16 protein-coding genes and 1 pseudogene are annotated in these 14,219 nt (G+C 59.8%); 8 read left to right on the top strand and 9 right to left on the bottom strand.

Annotated elements, in window-relative coordinates; translation table 11 throughout:
* Positions 1-4 precede the first annotated feature (4 nt).
* Positions 5-1,000 (top strand): ABC transporter permease, encoded by a 996-nt coding sequence (locus tag BA190_RS17195; protein ID WP_068290038.1) that lies wholly within the window; start codon positions 5-7, stop codon positions 998-1,000.
* A 165-nt stretch (positions 1,001-1,165) separates the two neighbouring features.
* On the opposite strand, the gene BA190_RS17190 is transcribed toward BA190_RS17195, so the two are convergent.
* The 3 genes from BA190_RS17190 to BA190_RS17180 all read right to left on the bottom strand — a co-directional run bounded on the left by BA190_RS17190 (position 1,166) and on the right by BA190_RS17180 (position 3,256).
* Positions 1,166-2,131, bottom strand: coding sequence for an endonuclease/exonuclease/phosphatase family protein (locus tag BA190_RS17190; RefSeq protein WP_068290035.1), 966 nt, complete (start codon positions 2,129-2,131; stop codon positions 1,166-1,168).
* Positions 2,132-2,218: 87 nt separating this feature from the next.
* Positions 2,219-2,749: a nuclear transport factor 2 family protein gene (locus BA190_RS35310; protein WP_082979809.1), complete on the bottom strand. Its 531-nt coding sequence runs from the start codon at positions 2,747-2,749 to the stop codon at positions 2,219-2,221.
* A gap of 180 nt (positions 2,750-2,929) precedes the next feature.
* The gene (locus tag BA190_RS17180) at positions 2,930-3,256 is read right to left on the bottom strand and encodes a chorismate mutase (protein ID WP_068290031.1); all 327 of its coding nucleotides are present in this window, start codon (positions 3,254-3,256) and stop codon (positions 2,930-2,932) included.
* Between the two features lie 581 nt (positions 3,257-3,837).
* Between BA190_RS17180 and BA190_RS17175 the strand changes: the two genes are divergently transcribed.
* The 5 genes from BA190_RS17175 (at position 3,838) to BA190_RS17155 (ending at position 7,647) form a co-directional block, all read left to right on the top strand.
* A complete protein-coding gene (locus BA190_RS17175; RefSeq protein WP_068290029.1) occupies positions 3,838-4,425 on the top strand; it encodes a TetR/AcrR family transcriptional regulator in 588 nt (195 codons plus the stop codon).
* Between the two features lie 77 nt (positions 4,426-4,502).
* Positions 4,503-5,132 (top strand): hypothetical protein, encoded by a 630-nt coding sequence (locus tag BA190_RS17170; RefSeq protein WP_068290027.1) that lies wholly within the window; start codon positions 4,503-4,505, stop codon positions 5,130-5,132.
* A gap of 107 nt (positions 5,133-5,239) precedes the next feature.
* A complete protein-coding gene (locus tag BA190_RS17165) occupies positions 5,240-6,094 on the top strand; it encodes a cytochrome b/b6 domain-containing protein (protein ID WP_068290024.1) in 855 nt (284 codons plus the stop codon).
* A complete protein-coding gene (locus BA190_RS17160; RefSeq protein WP_068290022.1) occupies positions 6,091-6,867 on the top strand; it encodes a molybdopterin-binding protein in 777 nt (258 codons plus the stop codon). The genes BA190_RS17165 and BA190_RS17160 overlap by 4 nt, the downstream gene beginning before the upstream one ends.
* A gap of 204 nt (positions 6,868-7,071) precedes the next feature.
* Positions 7,072-7,647: a hypothetical protein gene (locus BA190_RS17155; RefSeq protein WP_068290020.1), complete on the top strand. Its 576-nt coding sequence runs from the start codon at positions 7,072-7,074 to the stop codon at positions 7,645-7,647.
* 272 nt (positions 7,648-7,919) lie between these two features.
* Here the strand turns inward: BA190_RS17155 and BA190_RS17150 are convergent, their stop codons facing one another.
* On the bottom strand, positions 7,920-8,669 hold the full coding sequence (locus BA190_RS17150) for an SDR family oxidoreductase (protein ID WP_068290017.1): 750 nt from the start codon (positions 8,667-8,669) through the stop codon (positions 7,920-7,922).
* Positions 8,670-8,828: 159 nt separating this feature from the next.
* A complete protein-coding gene (locus tag BA190_RS17145; protein WP_371260335.1) occupies positions 8,829-9,752 on the bottom strand; it encodes a helix-turn-helix domain-containing protein in 924 nt (307 codons plus the stop codon).
* 183 nt (positions 9,753-9,935) lie between these two features.
* Between BA190_RS17145 and BA190_RS37065 the strand changes: the two genes are divergently transcribed.
* Positions 9,936-10,070 carry a hypothetical protein gene (locus tag BA190_RS37065; RefSeq protein WP_256390533.1) on the top strand — a complete coding sequence of 45 codons (135 nt, stop codon included), beginning with the start codon at positions 9,936-9,938 and terminating at the stop codon, positions 10,068-10,070.
* Between the two features lie 107 nt (positions 10,071-10,177).
* On the opposite strand, the gene BA190_RS17140 is transcribed toward BA190_RS37065, so the two are convergent.
* Positions 10,178-10,870, bottom strand: a complete 693-nt coding sequence (locus BA190_RS17140; RefSeq protein WP_068290005.1) for an aspartate/glutamate racemase family protein — start codon at positions 10,868-10,870, stop codon at positions 10,178-10,180.
* 710 nt (positions 10,871-11,580) lie between these two features.
* The gene (locus BA190_RS17135) at positions 11,581-12,357 is read right to left on the bottom strand and encodes an alpha/beta fold hydrolase (protein ID WP_068290074.1); all 777 of its coding nucleotides are present in this window, start codon (positions 12,355-12,357) and stop codon (positions 11,581-11,583) included.
* Positions 12,358-12,512: 155 nt separating this feature from the next.
* Here BA190_RS17135 and BA190_RS36855 point away from each other — a divergent pair, with 155 nt between their 5' ends.
* Entirely contained in the window at positions 12,513-12,788 is a 276-nt protein-coding gene (locus tag BA190_RS36855) for a hypothetical protein (protein WP_068290003.1), read from the top strand.
* A 193-nt stretch (positions 12,789-12,981) separates the two neighbouring features.
* On the opposite strand, the gene BA190_RS17125 is transcribed toward BA190_RS36855, so the two are convergent.
* Together BA190_RS17125 and rbsC are read right to left on the bottom strand one after the other, a co-directional pair.
* On the bottom strand, positions 12,982-14,016 hold the full coding sequence (locus BA190_RS17125; RefSeq protein ID WP_068290001.1) for an ABC transporter permease: 1,035 nt from the start codon (positions 14,014-14,016) through the stop codon (positions 12,982-12,984).
* 11 nt (positions 14,017-14,027) lie between these two features.
* Positions 14,028-14,219, bottom strand: a pseudogene (gene rbsC, locus BA190_RS36480) (ribose ABC transporter permease); the annotation flags it as partial.

Here is a 14,219-nt window from a genome sequence, read left to right as displayed (position 1 = left end):
GATCATGCTGCGTTTCATTCTCGGCCTGGCCGTGCGGGCGATCTCCACCCTGCTGATCGTCCTGGTCATCGCCTTCTTCATCACGCGGCTCGCCTACCAGAATCCGGCCGTGATGCTGGCGCCGCGCAATGCCAACCAGCAGGCGATCGATGCCGTCGCCCATGCCCTGCGCCTCGACGAGCCCTGGCATGTCCAGCTCTGGCAATATCTCTATCGCGGGCCGGACATCCAAGGCGCGGCGATGGGTCTTGCGCACTGGCCGCCGGGCCTCGGCTATTCCTTCCGCAAGCAGACGGGCGTGACCGAGCTGATCCTCGACAAGGTGCCTGTGACCTTCTCGCTCGCTTTGGGAGCGCTGGTCATCTGGATGGTGGTCTCGCTGGTGCTCGGTATCCTGGCGGCGCGGCGGCCGGGTTCCCTGCTCGACCATGCCTTGGCAGCCATCGCCTATGTGGGCCTGTCGGTTCCCACCTTCCTCTCGGGGATGCTGCTGTCCTTTTTCCTGTTCTACCAGCTCTCGACCGTGGGTATCGACTGGTTCCCGAGCAGCGGCTATGTGCCTTTCCTCGACAGTCCCTTCGAATGGGCTCGTCATCTCGCTCTCCCCTGGCTGACGCTGGCGATCGCGGAGATCGGCATCTTCCAGCGCGTGGTGCGCGCCGCCATGCTGGACGTGCTGGGGGCTGATTACATTCGCACGGCCCGGGCCAAGGGCCTCGGCGAATGGCGCATCCAGGTCGGCCACGCTCTCAAGGCCGCCCTCAACCCTATCATCACGCTGGCGGGTCTGGAACTGGCGGTGATCATGGGTGGGGCGATCGTGACCGAGCAGATCTTCGGCCTCGACGGTGTCGGCAGGCTGGCGATCAATGCTGCGCTGGACGGGGATTTTCCAGTGGTGATCGGCACCACCATCTTCACTGCGGCGATCTTCGTGGCCTGCAACTTCCTGGTCGATGCCATCACCAGGCTGCGCGACCCGCTGGCGGCAGCCGGATGAGCCGCCGGCGGGGTTCTACAGGCTTGGTGTCGCATAGGTGCGCATTTGAAACATTGAGCAGGGAGATGGCACGTTTCCGGTCCCAAATTCGAGGAGGGGCAGCCTTTGCTGCGGTGCGAAACAACCCGCTGCCATATTCCGGAGGATCCTGTCCGATGCTGTGGGTCAGCGTACCCTCAGCGTGACCGGATGATGGTCAGACCCGTGCCGGCTTGCCTCGCGCGCGGCGGGAATATCCGGGCGTTTCATGTTCTTGAACATGAAACCATCGAGATGTCTTTGCGTACCGTCGCTGCCCAGATGAGTTGGCTCTTCGGGCATTGCGTAGCCGACGCTATGGTGACGCATTCTGTTCGTTTCATAAGAGCCGCTCGCCTGAAGCGGGGTTTCGCTCATGAGATCGAGCCGCGCCACATTCCACTTGTGCTGGACCTGTCTTTCGGACCGCACTTTCCCGTCGACAAGGCGCCTGCCGTTGCTCCCTTGCAGCGGCTGCATCAGACTGCCATCGGCAATCTGCCTGGCGAGACCCGTCTCCACGGCCTGATTCTGCGCGTGCTGTCGCAGATCAGAATTGAAGTCGCCTGCCATGATGATGCGCTGATCCTTGAACGCGCGGCCGAGTGCCGTCAACGTCGTGTGCGCATCGCTGGTGGCGGCCTGGCTGGCCTCCGCATGGAAGGATGTCACGACGCATCCTCCATATTTTACGCTGACCGCGGATCGCCCGGTGGCACTGTTCACGCCAGCACTCTCGTCCCCTGGCAGGTCCTCCAGGCGATCAATCCTGGCGATGATGCCGACGGTGCAGCGATTATTGTTGAAATGTCCTGCCTGTTCGCGCGAAACGAACACATATTTTGCCTGAGGGTTTCGTTCCTTCAGGTCGGCAGCTCCGCACCTTCGGCCACTCGTGCGGTTCTCCCTGCTGTCCCAGTCAACGACGGTGCCATGAGCGCCTCCCAGCATTTCCGCGACCTGCTCAGGCTTGAGGCCGCCGCACTCCTGCAACGCGACGACATCGTTTTCCGCACAGAGCTTGGAAAGGCCTCTCTCCTTTTCCGGGTTCCCCGATGGGTTTCCCTGCATGTTCCATGTGGCAACCCGGAATTCGGCCGCATGATCCGGCATCACATTCTCCATTGGCAAATCGTTGCGAAGCTCGCCAACGTCAACGATGCCCGACCTAGGGCGATCGGGGCAGGCGAGGGCGGCAGGTCAGAAGTAGAGTTCGTCAAGACTTCTGCGCAGCAGCTCTCTATGAGCCTGCGAGCCATCGACCGGCAGCAAGGTTCGCTTTGCGATCTTCCAGCGGCCATCATGGCGTTCCAGCTCCCAGCGGTTCACCACGGCCCGATGGATCCGATATCCCATCGACATGCCATGGTTGGGGAGAGCTTTTGGCTGGCCATCGTGATCGAGGTGAACGATCTGAAGGTAGGACGTCACCACAGCGCGATCGCCTCGCAGGTCGATCAGCGGCAGGCCGGCAAAATGGGCGAGGCCGCCGGCAATCGCCTGGCCATGCTCGGGGCGCTCGATAAATGCGGCGATGTCCCTGGCGCCCTTTGCACCATCCAATGCCGGGCCACGGTCAAAAATGCCATCCTGTGTGTAGACAGACAGGGTGTAATTGGAATGTCCAGTGTCGGCACTTGGCGGGTGAGAGGCTATGAGCTCGTAGATCGCAAGTTTGTCCTCGACGGTGCGCAGGCGGCTCTCGAGACTGTTCTGGTCAGGTGAATTCATATCCAATGTCTTTTGTCTAAATTCATGTTGGCAACGGAGGCACCTGTCGCCGAACTGCTGGAAACGAGCTGGAGAAAAGGCCGATCATGGGCAGTAAGGGTCGAAGCGGGAGCTTTTCCCACCCCATGACAAGATCCGGTTTTTCCTCGCGTGCGACCGGGGGCAAACGCACGGGCCGGATTAGCTCTGGGGTGCTGTCTCCCGCCTCGCCTGGTGTTCTGCTGCGATTTGATTGTGTCGCTGAACAACTTCCTCGATGATAAATTTCATTAGATTTTCAACGAAGTCTTGATCGAGGCCGGCATTCTCCGCAAGGATTCTCAATCGGGAATATTGACGGCTTTCCCGGTCTTTATCCACGGCGGGCAGATTATATTCAGCCTTTAATACGCCAACCTCATTGGTGCACCGGAACCGTTCGCCCAGAATACGAAGAAGGGCGGCGTCGATATTGTCGATTGTATGTCGGTATGATTCAAGCTGAGCCGCAACGTCGCAATTTTTCATGAAATAAACCTTCTACTCACCACAAACTGGGAGGCGCCAGAACAGAGCACTGTCTTCGGCGGCAGAGTTGCCCTGCCTACCTTCTGAATGGTAGATTGTCAATATTGCCTTGGAGGATTGGGCTGGAGTCACCCATCGCCGGGCTCCCGAAGGTTTGTGCAGGCAACCACGGATGATCTCGTCCAGCCTCCACTGCAGCGGCCGGCAAAGTGTACCGCTCGGCAAGCGAGTGCCACCACAAACATGGCGGGCAGCCAACCCAAGTTCGATATTTCGCTCTCTTTTTCGGAGGAGGAAGGCGGGAGAGCCCATGCAGATATCAGGACCGGGGCAAGGCAAGCATTTCTTCTCCTGCATTTTATAGGTACACGCTTCGCCGGCTGACTTGGCGTGGCTGGCTGACTTGGCGTGTTGCCCTCACAGTATCGCTGCCATCGACATGAGGGCGCGGCGGATTTGAGACAGGCTGGACGCGCTGGGCTGGCTCTTGGGATGACCCAGGCCGCGCACGCTCAACTGCGAGGCAGAGGAAAATCAGATTCACGCTTGACAGCCTCCCTACTGAAAGGTAGACAAATTCCATGAGCAATCTTTCGACGACGTCTGACGATATCCTGGCCTCTGCGCGTTCACTCATCATGAATGGCGGCTATAACGGCTTCAGTTACGCCGACATTGCGGAAGTCGTCGGGATCCGCAAGGCCAGCATTCATCATCATTTTCCAAGCAAGGTGGATCTGGTCCGCACGCTCGTGCGGCGATATCGTGAAGAAGCCGAAGCGGGGTTGGCGGGGCTTGAGCGGAACGTGCGCAACCCTGTCGAACTGCTCAATGCCTATGCAGGCTTCTGGGCCAAGTGCATTGAGGATGCGAGCATTCCTTTTTGCGTTTGCGCTTTGCTTGCCAGTGAGTTGCCGGCGCTCCCGCCGGAAGTTGCGGTGGAAGTGAAGGCCTTTTTCCGGTTTCTATCGGCTTGGCTGACGGCGGTCATGGAGCGCGGCTCGAAAGAGGGAGCCTTGAAGCTGTCAAGCGAGCCACGGATCGAGGCCGAGGCGTTCATGGCGTCCGTTCATGGGGCAATGCTCTCCGCCCGCGCTTACGGAACTCCGGACGTGTTCGCCGCCATTCTGGCGCCTACGCTGAAGCGGTTGTCGTCGACTGCTGCTTGACAACGCCCGGGGCGGTGCAGTCTGCCCCGCGCAGCAATTGCGATTGAAAAACTACCAACTAGTAGGAAGTTATTGTGATGATCAAGAATTTTTTCCCTGCGCTTGCCGTCGGTCTGTCGGCGCTCTCCTCGGCGGCCATCGTGGCATCGCCCGTCCATGCCGAAGATAAGAAGGCAGGGCAGATCCATGTCCGGGGCAGCATTCTCAATTACAGCGGGTCTACGCTCAAAGTGAAGACTCGCGAAGGAGAGACACTCGATGTCGCTCTCGCCGACGGCTGGAAAGTATCCAGCGTGGCGAATGCGAAGGTAGCCGATATCAAGCCCGGCGATTTCGTTGGTATTGCATCACTGCCCAAAAAGGGGGGCGGGGACGGTGCGCTCGAAGTGCTCATTTTCCCGCCGGCACTCAAGGGCACGGGGGAGGGCAGCTACGGTTGGGATCTCAAGCCCAACAGCAGCATGACCAATGCGACCGTGGCGGATGCGGTCAAAGGTGTCGAGGGCAGGACGGTCACCGTGTCCTATCATGGTAAGGAAAAGAAGATTTCCATTCCGGACGGCACGCCGGTCGTCACTTTTGCGCCCGCGACCGCGGACGATCTCGTTCCTGGTGCTGTCGTTTTCGTGCCTGCCGAGAAGGCCGGGACCGGCACCATCGCCCATCAGGTTCTCGTCGGAAAGAATGGCGTAGTTCCGCCCATGTGAGGCGCGTCGCTGTCGGTCGATCCGGTCGCTCGGCCGGTTCGATCGGCGCGGCCTGAAAATACCGTCTGACCTGAGAGTAATGAAGGCCAAGAACAGAGGGCGTTGTCGTGAACGGGAATGCTAGCAATGATAATACCCAATGTCGGCGAACGGTGTTCATTCGCCGCCACGCCCTCAGCACGCGGCTCACGCATTGGTTGAACGCGCTTTGCCTGAGTTTCCTCCTCTTGAGTGGACTTCAGATCTTCAACGCTCATCCCGAATTGTACTGGGGTCACTATGGAGCGGACGGTGATCATGCGGCCTTGACCATCGGTTCGCAGGGCGAAGGCGACCAAGCGCGCGGCTTTGTGCGAGTCGCGGGCGTGCAATTCGCGACAACCGGTGTTCTCGGAGTGTCGGACGTGGAAGGCGAGCCGACATCGCGGGCTTTTCCGGCATGGGCCACGATACCCTCGTTCCAGGATCTGGCGGCAGGACGGCGCTGGCATTTCTTCTTTGCCTGGCTGTTCCTCATCAACGGCATCTTCTACTTCGGTTTCAGTGTCTTGAACGGTCATTTCAGGCGGGACCTGGCACCGACGACCCGAGAGCTTTCACCGCGCCATCTGTGGCGCGAAGTCCTGGATCACGCCCGTCTCCGCTTCCCGGAAGGCGAGGAGGCAAGACGCTATAACGCGTTGCAAAAGCTTACCTATCTCGCCGTGATTGTCGTTCTGCTGCCCCTGATGGTCCTTACGGGCCTGACCATGTCGCCCGGCATCGACGCAGCTTTTCCAGCATTGGTCGATGTCTTCGGGGGGCGTCAATCCGCCCGAACCATCCACTTCATCACGGCATCGCTTCTGGTGCTGTTCGTCGTCGTCCACATCGTGATGGTCGTGCTGTCAGGCGCTTGGAACAATCTGCGCTCGATGATCACTGGCCGCTATGCTATTCGCGAAAAGAGTTCCAAATCATGAGCCAACTTCTCACCCGTCGCCGGTTTCTGATTGGCGGCATGCTGGGGGCCGGCGTCCTGACCCTTCCCGGCTGTGACGCGTTGGAGCAAAATACCGATATCGATGCCGCCCTCCGTTCAGCGGAGAAGCTGACGATGATGGCTCAGCGGCTGCTTCAGGGGCGTGACGCTTTGGCCCGCGAATTTGCGGAGGCCGATATTTCGCCATCCTTCCGGGTGAACGGCACCAATGCTCCCGACAGCGACGAATATGCCGAGTTGGCCGAAGGCAAGTTCGAGGGCTGGAGATTAAGGATAGACGGCTTGGTGGAGAGGCCTCAGGAGGTCTCCCTTGCCGAGCTCAAGAAGCTCCCGGCACGCACCCAGATCACGCGCCATGACTGCGTCGAAGGATGGAGCGCCATCGGCAAATGGACTGGTGTTCCGCTTCTGAGCCTTTTGAGTTTGGCCGGCCTGAAGCCTACGGCGCGCTACGTGGTCTTCCATTGCGCCGATGAGCTCGAGAAGACGCTCGATGGGAGTGGTCGGTATTACGAGAGCATCGATCTCGTTGACGCGTTCCACCCGCAGACCATCCTCGCCTATCAAATGAATGGCAAGGACCTGAGCATCGGCCACGGTGCTCCACTGCGTCTGAGAGTCGAGCGCCAACTCGGTTACAAGCAGGCGAAATACATCATGCGCATCGAACTCGTCGATAGCTTTGCCGGCTTATGGGGTGGAAACGGCGGCTATTGGGAGGATCGAGGATATGAGTGGTACGCAGGGATCTAATTCGTGCGCACCCAGGCCCGGCCCACGTTCTCCCTGCTTTGGCGCAAATCACATCCGCCGCCGGCAAATGGACCGTCGAGATCGGAAGAGAGAGCAGCGCTACCCGCGGGATCCAGCCTGTTCAACCGAGCCGATATGCACGGCATCAGCACGCTGACATCAGCCGATAAACAAACCCCTTTCGACATCTCATAGGAAATTATCATGCCTGTCGATCAGACGAACTTAGCGGCAAGTGACAAGGATCATTGGTTGAAGCGATATTATTTCGTCCGAGCTGTGTTTTCCGGAATCTGGGTTGCAGCGGCATTGGCTGCCGGTCGCCATTCTTTTCCGGTCGCGGTGGTCCTGCTCATCCTGTATCCGGCCTGGGACGCCGTGGCCAACTTCGTCGATGCAGCGCGAAACGGCGGCCTGGCAAATAACCGGAGCCAGGCGATCAATGTGGCTGTCAGTTCGGCGATGGTCGTTGCCGTGATCATCGCGCTCACGATGAACATGAATTGGGTTCTCGGCGTCTTTGGTCTCTGGGCTATTTTTTCGGGTCTCCTGCAACTGGGCACGGCGCTTCGCCGCTGGAAGACGAGCAGTGGCCAGTGGGCAATGATCCTCAGCGGCGGCCAGTCGGCTGCGGCAGGTGCCTTCTTCATCGCCCAGGCGCGAATGCCGGAACTGCCGTCGATTGCCGACATTGCAGGATATGCGGGCCTCGGAGCCTTCTATTTCCTGGTTTCGGCTCTATGGCTCAGCTTCAGCGATATGCGTCGCGCAAGAGCATAGGTGCGGCCTGTCGCCCGACTATTACTGACAACCTATTCGCCGGCTGTGCTCAGAGCTCGGAGCCACAGTCCGACGCCCGGTTGAGCGTGGTGCAGCTGAATCATCATGTGAAGACCCATCCTCATCATGTCAGGCTGCCTTTCTGACTGGTCGTCATGAGAACGATCGACCACCCGTGAGCAGGCGATAGGCCTGCGAGGCTGAAATTCCTTGAGTGCCCACCCCCTTCAACGATCGGAGGGTGGGCATTCGGCTGCGCGCCGGTAAGGCGCCTACCAGCCCTGCTCGATTGGCAGAACGAAGAGTTCCGCAACGTTTACATGAGCCGGCGCTCGGGTGGCGAACAGGATGGTCTCGGCGATATCCTCGCCCTTCAGGAAGGTCATCTGCTTCGTAAGGTCGTCCATCTGCTGGCGGTAACCGGGATCCGTGATCTGGTCATAGAGTTCGGTAGCGACGGCGCCGGGCTGGATACAGGTGACGCGAATATTGTGCTTTTGCCCGACCTCCATGCGCAGGCCATCGGAGAAGGCGGTCACCGCGTGCTTGGTGGCGCAATAGACCGAGAGCCCCTTGAAGACCTTGCGGCCGGCGATCGAGGATGTATTGAAGATGTGCCCCGAATGCTGCTTGATCATCTGGGGCAGCACCGCCGCCGTCGTATTGAGCAGGCCCCCAATATTGATGTCGATCATGCGGTGCCATTCGCCAGTCTTGAACTGGTCGATATCGGAGAGCGGCATCAACCCGGCATTGTTGAAGAGAATGTCGATCGAACCGTAGGCTTCGATCAGCCCCTTGACGCCAGCCTCGACGGAGGCCGGATCGACCACGTCCATCGGGATGACGAGAGCTTCGCCGCCCTCCTTTGTGATGTCGGTTTTCAGTGCTTCGAGGCGATCGGTGCGCCTGGCAGCAATCCCGACCTTGACGCCCGCGCCGGCGAGCTTGTGGGCCGTCGCCGCGCCAATACCGCTCGATGCGCCGGTAATCAGCGCGACCTTTCCATTGAGGTTGGTCATGGGTTGTCTCCTTGTTGCCGCCGAACCCGATCCGGGGAGCGGAAGGGCGTTCGCTTTCGGCGAGGAGGAGGCTAGGGAACTTCAGTCTTTCCCTCGCCCGGTGCCTTGCGGAGGCTGTCGGGATCTTGCTCGTTTCTGACTTCCAGTGAGCTTGGCGCTTCAGCCGCGGCGGTAGTCGCTTGGCGAGAGGCCGGTTTCACGACGGAAGATCTGCGCGAAATGGCTGGGGCTGGAGTAGCCGACGGCCATGCCGATCTCAAGGATGCTGGAGTCGGTTTCCTGCAGCAATTGCTGCGCCTTGGCCACCCGCTGGCGAATGAAGTAGAGCGACGGAGAAAGACCTGTCGCCTTCTTGAAAAGCCGACTGAAATGGAACTCGCTCATTCCCACCTCATGTGCCAGGCTGCTGAGATCGAATGGCTGATCGAGCCGGGCTGTCATGAAGGCGGTTGCCCGCCGCAGTTTCGAGCCGGGTAAGGCGTTTTTGATGCGCATATCGGTATCTGCAACCGCATAATGGCGTACCAGATGCACGGCTAGGCCCTGCGCCAGCCCTTCAACAAACAACGCGCTTGCTTTTCCTGACATGGCCAATTCTCCATGAAGGAGGCTCAGGATGTGCGTGAGCGTGGTGTCGCGCCCCCCGGAGACGTCCTTCACGGTGACGTCACTGCCGGCTTTTCCGAGAATCCCGCGCACGACTCTCTCGAAGAGTGGGACCGAGAGATAGAGGTGCATCACCTGAAAGGGTTGATCGCCATCGGCCTGCCATTGCAGTTCATAAGGAGTGGGCGACCTCGTCAGGAAGAAATCGCCCACGCTGACGCGACTCGTGGCCCATTCACCTCCAAGATCCCGTTCCGCGACGGTGGCGCTGCCCGACACGACCCAGACGATGAGTGGTTCGGCAACGGCAGGAACGAGGAAAGAGTGTTGATCGCGATTGCGTGAGAAGACCTGCACGAAAACGTCTTTCCACGCCGGCCCGTCGCCGGTGATCAATCGAGTGCCGCTGATATGGCTCTCGAGCCCGATTGGAGAGGTGCGCTCCGGAGGCGGAGCGGATACGTCCTTCAAAGTCAATATCGTCTCCGTTTGGATGGGTATCGGATGCGGTCGAAGAGGGCGGTCGCGAGCGTCGTGGGATCATCGCATGTGTTGAGGCTTCCGTTCCGCCGGTCGAGCGGCGGTCCACCTGCTTCTTCTCGGCGCCAATGCCGGTAACACGGAGACGCTTATTCGGTAGCCGAACTCGGGTATCTCGCCATGGAAGAACAGAAGCTCGCAATGCAGCTTCGCGTCAGGAATGGCGCGATCGAAAATCAGACCGTCAAGCGCATCCTCGCTTCAACCGATGAAGCGGTGCGGGCAGCGCGAGGACTGATCATGTCGCAATGCTGAGGGTTACAATGCGATTTTAAAGCTGGTTACGGGACCGGCATGTCCTGATATCCAGAATGCGATCGAGCTTATCCATGAGAAACGCAAGGTCCTGACCTCCCAAAGCACTAGCCAGCCAAAGCCATGTCGATGGCAGCCTCGCAATGGATCAGCGCGGTATCGAAGACGGGCACGGAGACATTGCCCTCGTTGAGCAACATGCCGACTTCCGTGCAGCCGAGAATCAAGCAATCGGCGCCGTTCACGATCAAACGCTCTGCGATCGCCTCATAGATCGAGCGACTGTCCTCTGTCGTAATGTCCTTACAAAGTTCATCGTAGATGATGCGGTGCACCTCGGCGCGGTCGGCGTCAGCGGGAATAACAGGTTGGAGCGCGGCCGCCTTCAGGCGATCGGTATAGAAAGCCTGCTCCATGGTGAAGGCGGTCGCCATCAGGCCAGGCTTGGTGAGGCCGGATTTGACGATCCGATCCGCGGTCGCATCCGCGATGTGAATCAAGGGAATATTCACGCCGCTCATCATCTGCTCAGCCAGTTTGTGCATCGTATTTGTCGCCAGGACGAGAATATCCGCGCCGCCGCGTTCCAGTGCTTGTGCCTCGACATTCAATCTGCGCCCAGCTTGATCCCATTGACCGTTGACTTGCAGCATTTCGATCTCTGCGAAGTCGAGTGATCGGATCAAAAGTTGCGGAGAGTGCAAACCACCAAGGCGTCGGCGTGTGATTTCGCAGAGTTCACGATAGTAGATCTGCGTCGATGCGGCAGACATTCCTCCCAATATGCCAATGGTCTTCATGTATTTTCCCAAAAAAATTGCGATTTTTAAATTTTCACACAGAATTCAGATGTTTATATAAATTTGTTCAATCATGCCTCATCTTAAGATCATCCCCTGAGGTATATTATTGGCTATGAGCTGTTTGCGCGCGACTGTATCAGGCTTCCAAAGGCTTCGTGTCTTGGAGCGCAGCTTTCTGCGGTGGCGCCCCTGCTCAACCACCGCGCAGCAACCGATTTCAGGAAGCAAGCCGAGTATGGCTATGCGGCGGATCACCCATGGAAATTGCGTTACAACACGAAACCGCCCGTTTCTAGCCCGTGATGCGAGATCCGGTAAACATCGATAGGCTGAGGGAAAACACAACGTAAGAGCAAATCCTGCCCGAGCAATCACCGATACCCGCAAGCCCCGCCCATGGACAGGGCTCGTTGCATTGAGGCCGGGCCTTGCCGCCACTCCGACCCAGCCAGCCCAGGATCGTGCCCAGGTTGCCGCGCAGCCTCGCATGGAGATCGTTCCATCACGGCCCGGCCGTTGCGGACTGTCTCCATGATGCAGACGATCTCCGTCACACCTTGCAATATCGCCAATGTGACAGACACAGCCTCTGAGAAGCAGCTCGCCCATCCTCCCCAGGTGGTTTGCCCCCATCCTCAAAGCGGCTCTCGAAGCGAACAGCTGGACGGGCTGCCCGGTGGAGCTCCCGATGCGAATTCCGCCCGTCGCTAAGCCGCCTGACCGGCAGCTTCGAGGATCAGCCCGGCTATGTCATCGGGCCGAGAGATCAACGACAGATGGCTTGCCGCCACCTCGATGGTCTTCGCCCCCATGCGCTTGGCCATGAAGCGCTGCAGATCGGGATTGATGGTGCGGTCTTCGGTGGAGACGGCATAGAAGCTCGGTTTGGACCGCCACGCCGCCTGGGACACCTTACCAGCCAGCAGAGCCTTGTTGAAAGGCTGCTGCGTGGCATAGAGCACTCTTGCCCTGGCCTCTGGCAGATCGCCGGCGAAGTCGCGCAGGAATGCTTCTTCGCCGAGGCGCCCCTCATCACCATCGAACAGGATGCCGGCGCTCGCCGGGGGCGTGGGATAGGTCTTGGCTAGCGCTGCGTAGTCTTCGTTCGCATCCGGAGCGCGGGCCGCGACATAGACCAGCGCCGAGACGTTCGGATGCATACCCGCCTCGGTCACGATCATACCGCCGAACGAATGCCCGACCAGCACGGTGGGTCCCTCCTGCCGTGCCAATACGCGCTGAGCCGAAGCGACAGCCTCCGGCAATGTCGTCAGTGGATTCTGCACCGAGGTGGCGTTCAGCCCTTTCACCTGCAGGCGGGCGATGACGTCGCTCCAGCACGAACCATCGGCGAAGAGGCCATGGACGAACACGACGTTGCGTGCGGCGACGGGCTTGTCAGCCGCGGCTGCGGAACGCGACGCGAAGAGGGAAGTGGCGACCCCGGCAAGGACGGCTTTCGAGAAGGTACGACGACTTATCATGGCAATTGTCCCGATGTTTGTTCGATCCGGCACGCTGGAGAGCAGCATACTTCTCTCGGGTCTTTCGTCCTGTCACGCGCCCGCGTTACACACGCAAGCTGTAATTGCCCTGCAATCCGCAAAGGAGAAACGTCTCTCTCGCGTAAGAGACCGGCATGAATGCGCGCGAGACTATATGGAGCCAGGCCATGCGCAGCCGGCGGGAAGAAGTCCGGTCGCGCCATCGCATGGACCGGGCAGGACTTCGGGCGCGGTTCAGCATCGAACCGCTCGCCGCGGAAGTAGGTAAGGGCCCGCTGAGCCTGCACGAGCATTTTCGCGCCGTGACGGCGATACCGCCGCTGCAATTCCAGAAACAGCTTCGTGTGCAGGACGTGCGCAGCCTGATGCTGGTCCAAGACATCGACACCCGGCTGCACTCTTTCGCGTAGGCCACCAAAGTCCTTCGCAGTTCAGTCGCAAATATCGCCACCACTTTGGAGAACCGCCAGCGCGTGACATAGCCCGCTTGGCCGTAGGCTTGAGCCTGAGGGCGAGGTTCAGCGCCTCGAGGTGATTACCGGCGCGGCGGCCGACGGCGCAGGAGCGCCGATGACCGAGAGCGGGCTTGCTGCGACACTGGCATTATTGTCCCGCCTTAAGGAATCTCGTGCCGAATATGGTCGCCCATGAGAGTCGTTGCTTGCGCAGGAGCATGATGGCATCGATTACCACCACGATCACGAGGACGAGACCGATCACCGAACTTTGCCATTCGGAGGGAACTTCGAAGAGATTGAAGGCATTCGTCATCAGGCTGATGAAGCCCACACCCAGCATGGCACCGATCAAGGAGCCCTTGCCGCCGGCAATGCTGCCGCCGCCCACGAGGCAGGCGATGATGATGTTCATCTCCAGTCCGACGCCGAGATAGCGATTGGCCATGCCGATGCGTGCCGTGACCAGCACGCCGGCCAGAGATGCCATCAAGCCGGAAAAGACGAAGACGCCGATGCGCAGGCGGGTGGCGTTGATGCCGATCATGCCGGCCGCTTCGGGATTGCCGCCGAGGAAATAGAGCCGGCGCCCCAGGACGGTGCGGCGCAGGATGAACTCGCCGGCGATCACCAGCCCCAGCGCGAAGATGAACATGCCGTAGATCCCGAAAACCTGGCCATTGCCGAGCAAGGTGAAGGTGGCCGGAAATTCGGTGAAACCGCCGAGGCCGGTACCGATCAGCATGACCTCGACCAGCCCGCGGACCATGTACATCATCCCGAGCGTGGCGATCAGGTGGTTGATCCTGAAGACCGCGACGAGGATGCCATTGGCGAGGCCGATCACCGCACCGACCGCGAGCCCGCAGACGATCGCTCCGGCCATGCCGAAGCCGGCCGACAATGCATAGGCCGTGACGATGCCGGACAGGCCCATGACCGCCCCGACCGACAGATCGAACAGGCCGGTGATGAACAGCACCATCATGCCGATGGCGATGATCATGTTCGGTGCAAGGCTGGTCTGCAGCGAGTCGAGATTGTTGGCATTGAGGAAGGCCGGTGCGCCGAAGGCCAGCAGCAGCACGAGTGCGGCGACCACGCCCAGCGTGATCGCCTCCTGTTCCAGTCGCCAACGCTTCAGGAAGGGCATCGTCTCGGGGGTGGCGGAGTGGGCTGCCATTTCTGTCTCCCTCAGACGCGATGACGGTTGAGGAGCGTGTCGATCGCGACGGTGGCGATCAGCAAGGCTCCCACGACGAATTGCTGGAAGACGGGTTCGATATCGTACATCGCCATGCCGTTGATGATCACGGCAAGCAGGAAGAGGCCGAGCACCGATGCGGCGGCATTGCCGCGCCCGCCATAGAGGCTGGGGGCGCCCGG

Source organism: Labrys sp. WJW, assembly GCF_001676615.1.
GTDB lineage: Bacteria > Pseudomonadota > Alphaproteobacteria > Rhizobiales > Labraceae > Labrys > Labrys sedimenti.
Note: the sequence above shows the minus strand (reverse complement) of the source record. Positions and strands in the feature narration are given on the sequence as shown.

Excerpts from the sequence above, each read along its gene's own strand:
- BA190_RS17195 (WP_068290038.1), top strand. The coding sequence starts at position 5 with ATGCTGCGTTTCATTCTCGGCCTGGCCGTGCGGGCGATCTCCACCCTG.
- BA190_RS17190 (WP_068290035.1), bottom strand. The coding sequence starts at position 2,131 with ATGCCGGATCATGCGGCCGAATTCCGGGTTGCCACATGGAACATGCAG.
- BA190_RS35310 (WP_082979809.1), bottom strand. The coding sequence starts at position 2,749 with ATGAATTCACCTGACCAGAACAGTCTCGAGAGCCGCCTGCGCACCGTC.
- BA190_RS17180 (WP_068290031.1), bottom strand. The coding sequence starts at position 3,256 with ATGAAAAATTGCGACGTTGCGGCTCAGCTTGAATCATACCGACATACA.
- BA190_RS17175 (WP_068290029.1), top strand. The coding sequence starts at position 3,838 with ATGAGCAATCTTTCGACGACGTCTGACGATATCCTGGCCTCTGCGCGT.
- BA190_RS17170 (WP_068290027.1), top strand. The coding sequence starts at position 4,503 with ATGATCAAGAATTTTTTCCCTGCGCTTGCCGTCGGTCTGTCGGCGCTC.
- BA190_RS17160 (WP_068290022.1), top strand. The coding sequence starts at position 6,091 with ATGAGCCAACTTCTCACCCGTCGCCGGTTTCTGATTGGCGGCATGCTG.
- BA190_RS17155 (WP_068290020.1), top strand. The coding sequence starts at position 7,072 with ATGCCTGTCGATCAGACGAACTTAGCGGCAAGTGACAAGGATCATTGG.
- BA190_RS17150 (WP_068290017.1), bottom strand. The coding sequence starts at position 8,669 with ATGACCAACCTCAATGGAAAGGTCGCGCTGATTACCGGCGCATCGAGC.
- BA190_RS37065 (WP_256390533.1), top strand. The coding sequence starts at position 9,936 with ATGGAAGAACAGAAGCTCGCAATGCAGCTTCGCGTCAGGAATGGCGCG.
- BA190_RS17140 (WP_068290005.1), bottom strand. The coding sequence starts at position 10,870 with ATGAAGACCATTGGCATATTGGGAGGAATGTCTGCCGCATCGACGCAG.
- BA190_RS17135 (WP_068290074.1), bottom strand. The coding sequence starts at position 12,357 with ATGATAAGTCGTCGTACCTTCTCGAAAGCCGTCCTTGCCGGGGTCGCC.
- BA190_RS36855 (WP_068290003.1), top strand. The coding sequence starts at position 12,513 with ATGAATGCGCGCGAGACTATATGGAGCCAGGCCATGCGCAGCCGGCGG.
- BA190_RS17125 (WP_068290001.1), bottom strand. The coding sequence starts at position 14,016 with ATGGCAGCCCACTCCGCCACCCCCGAGACGATGCCCTTCCTGAAGCGT.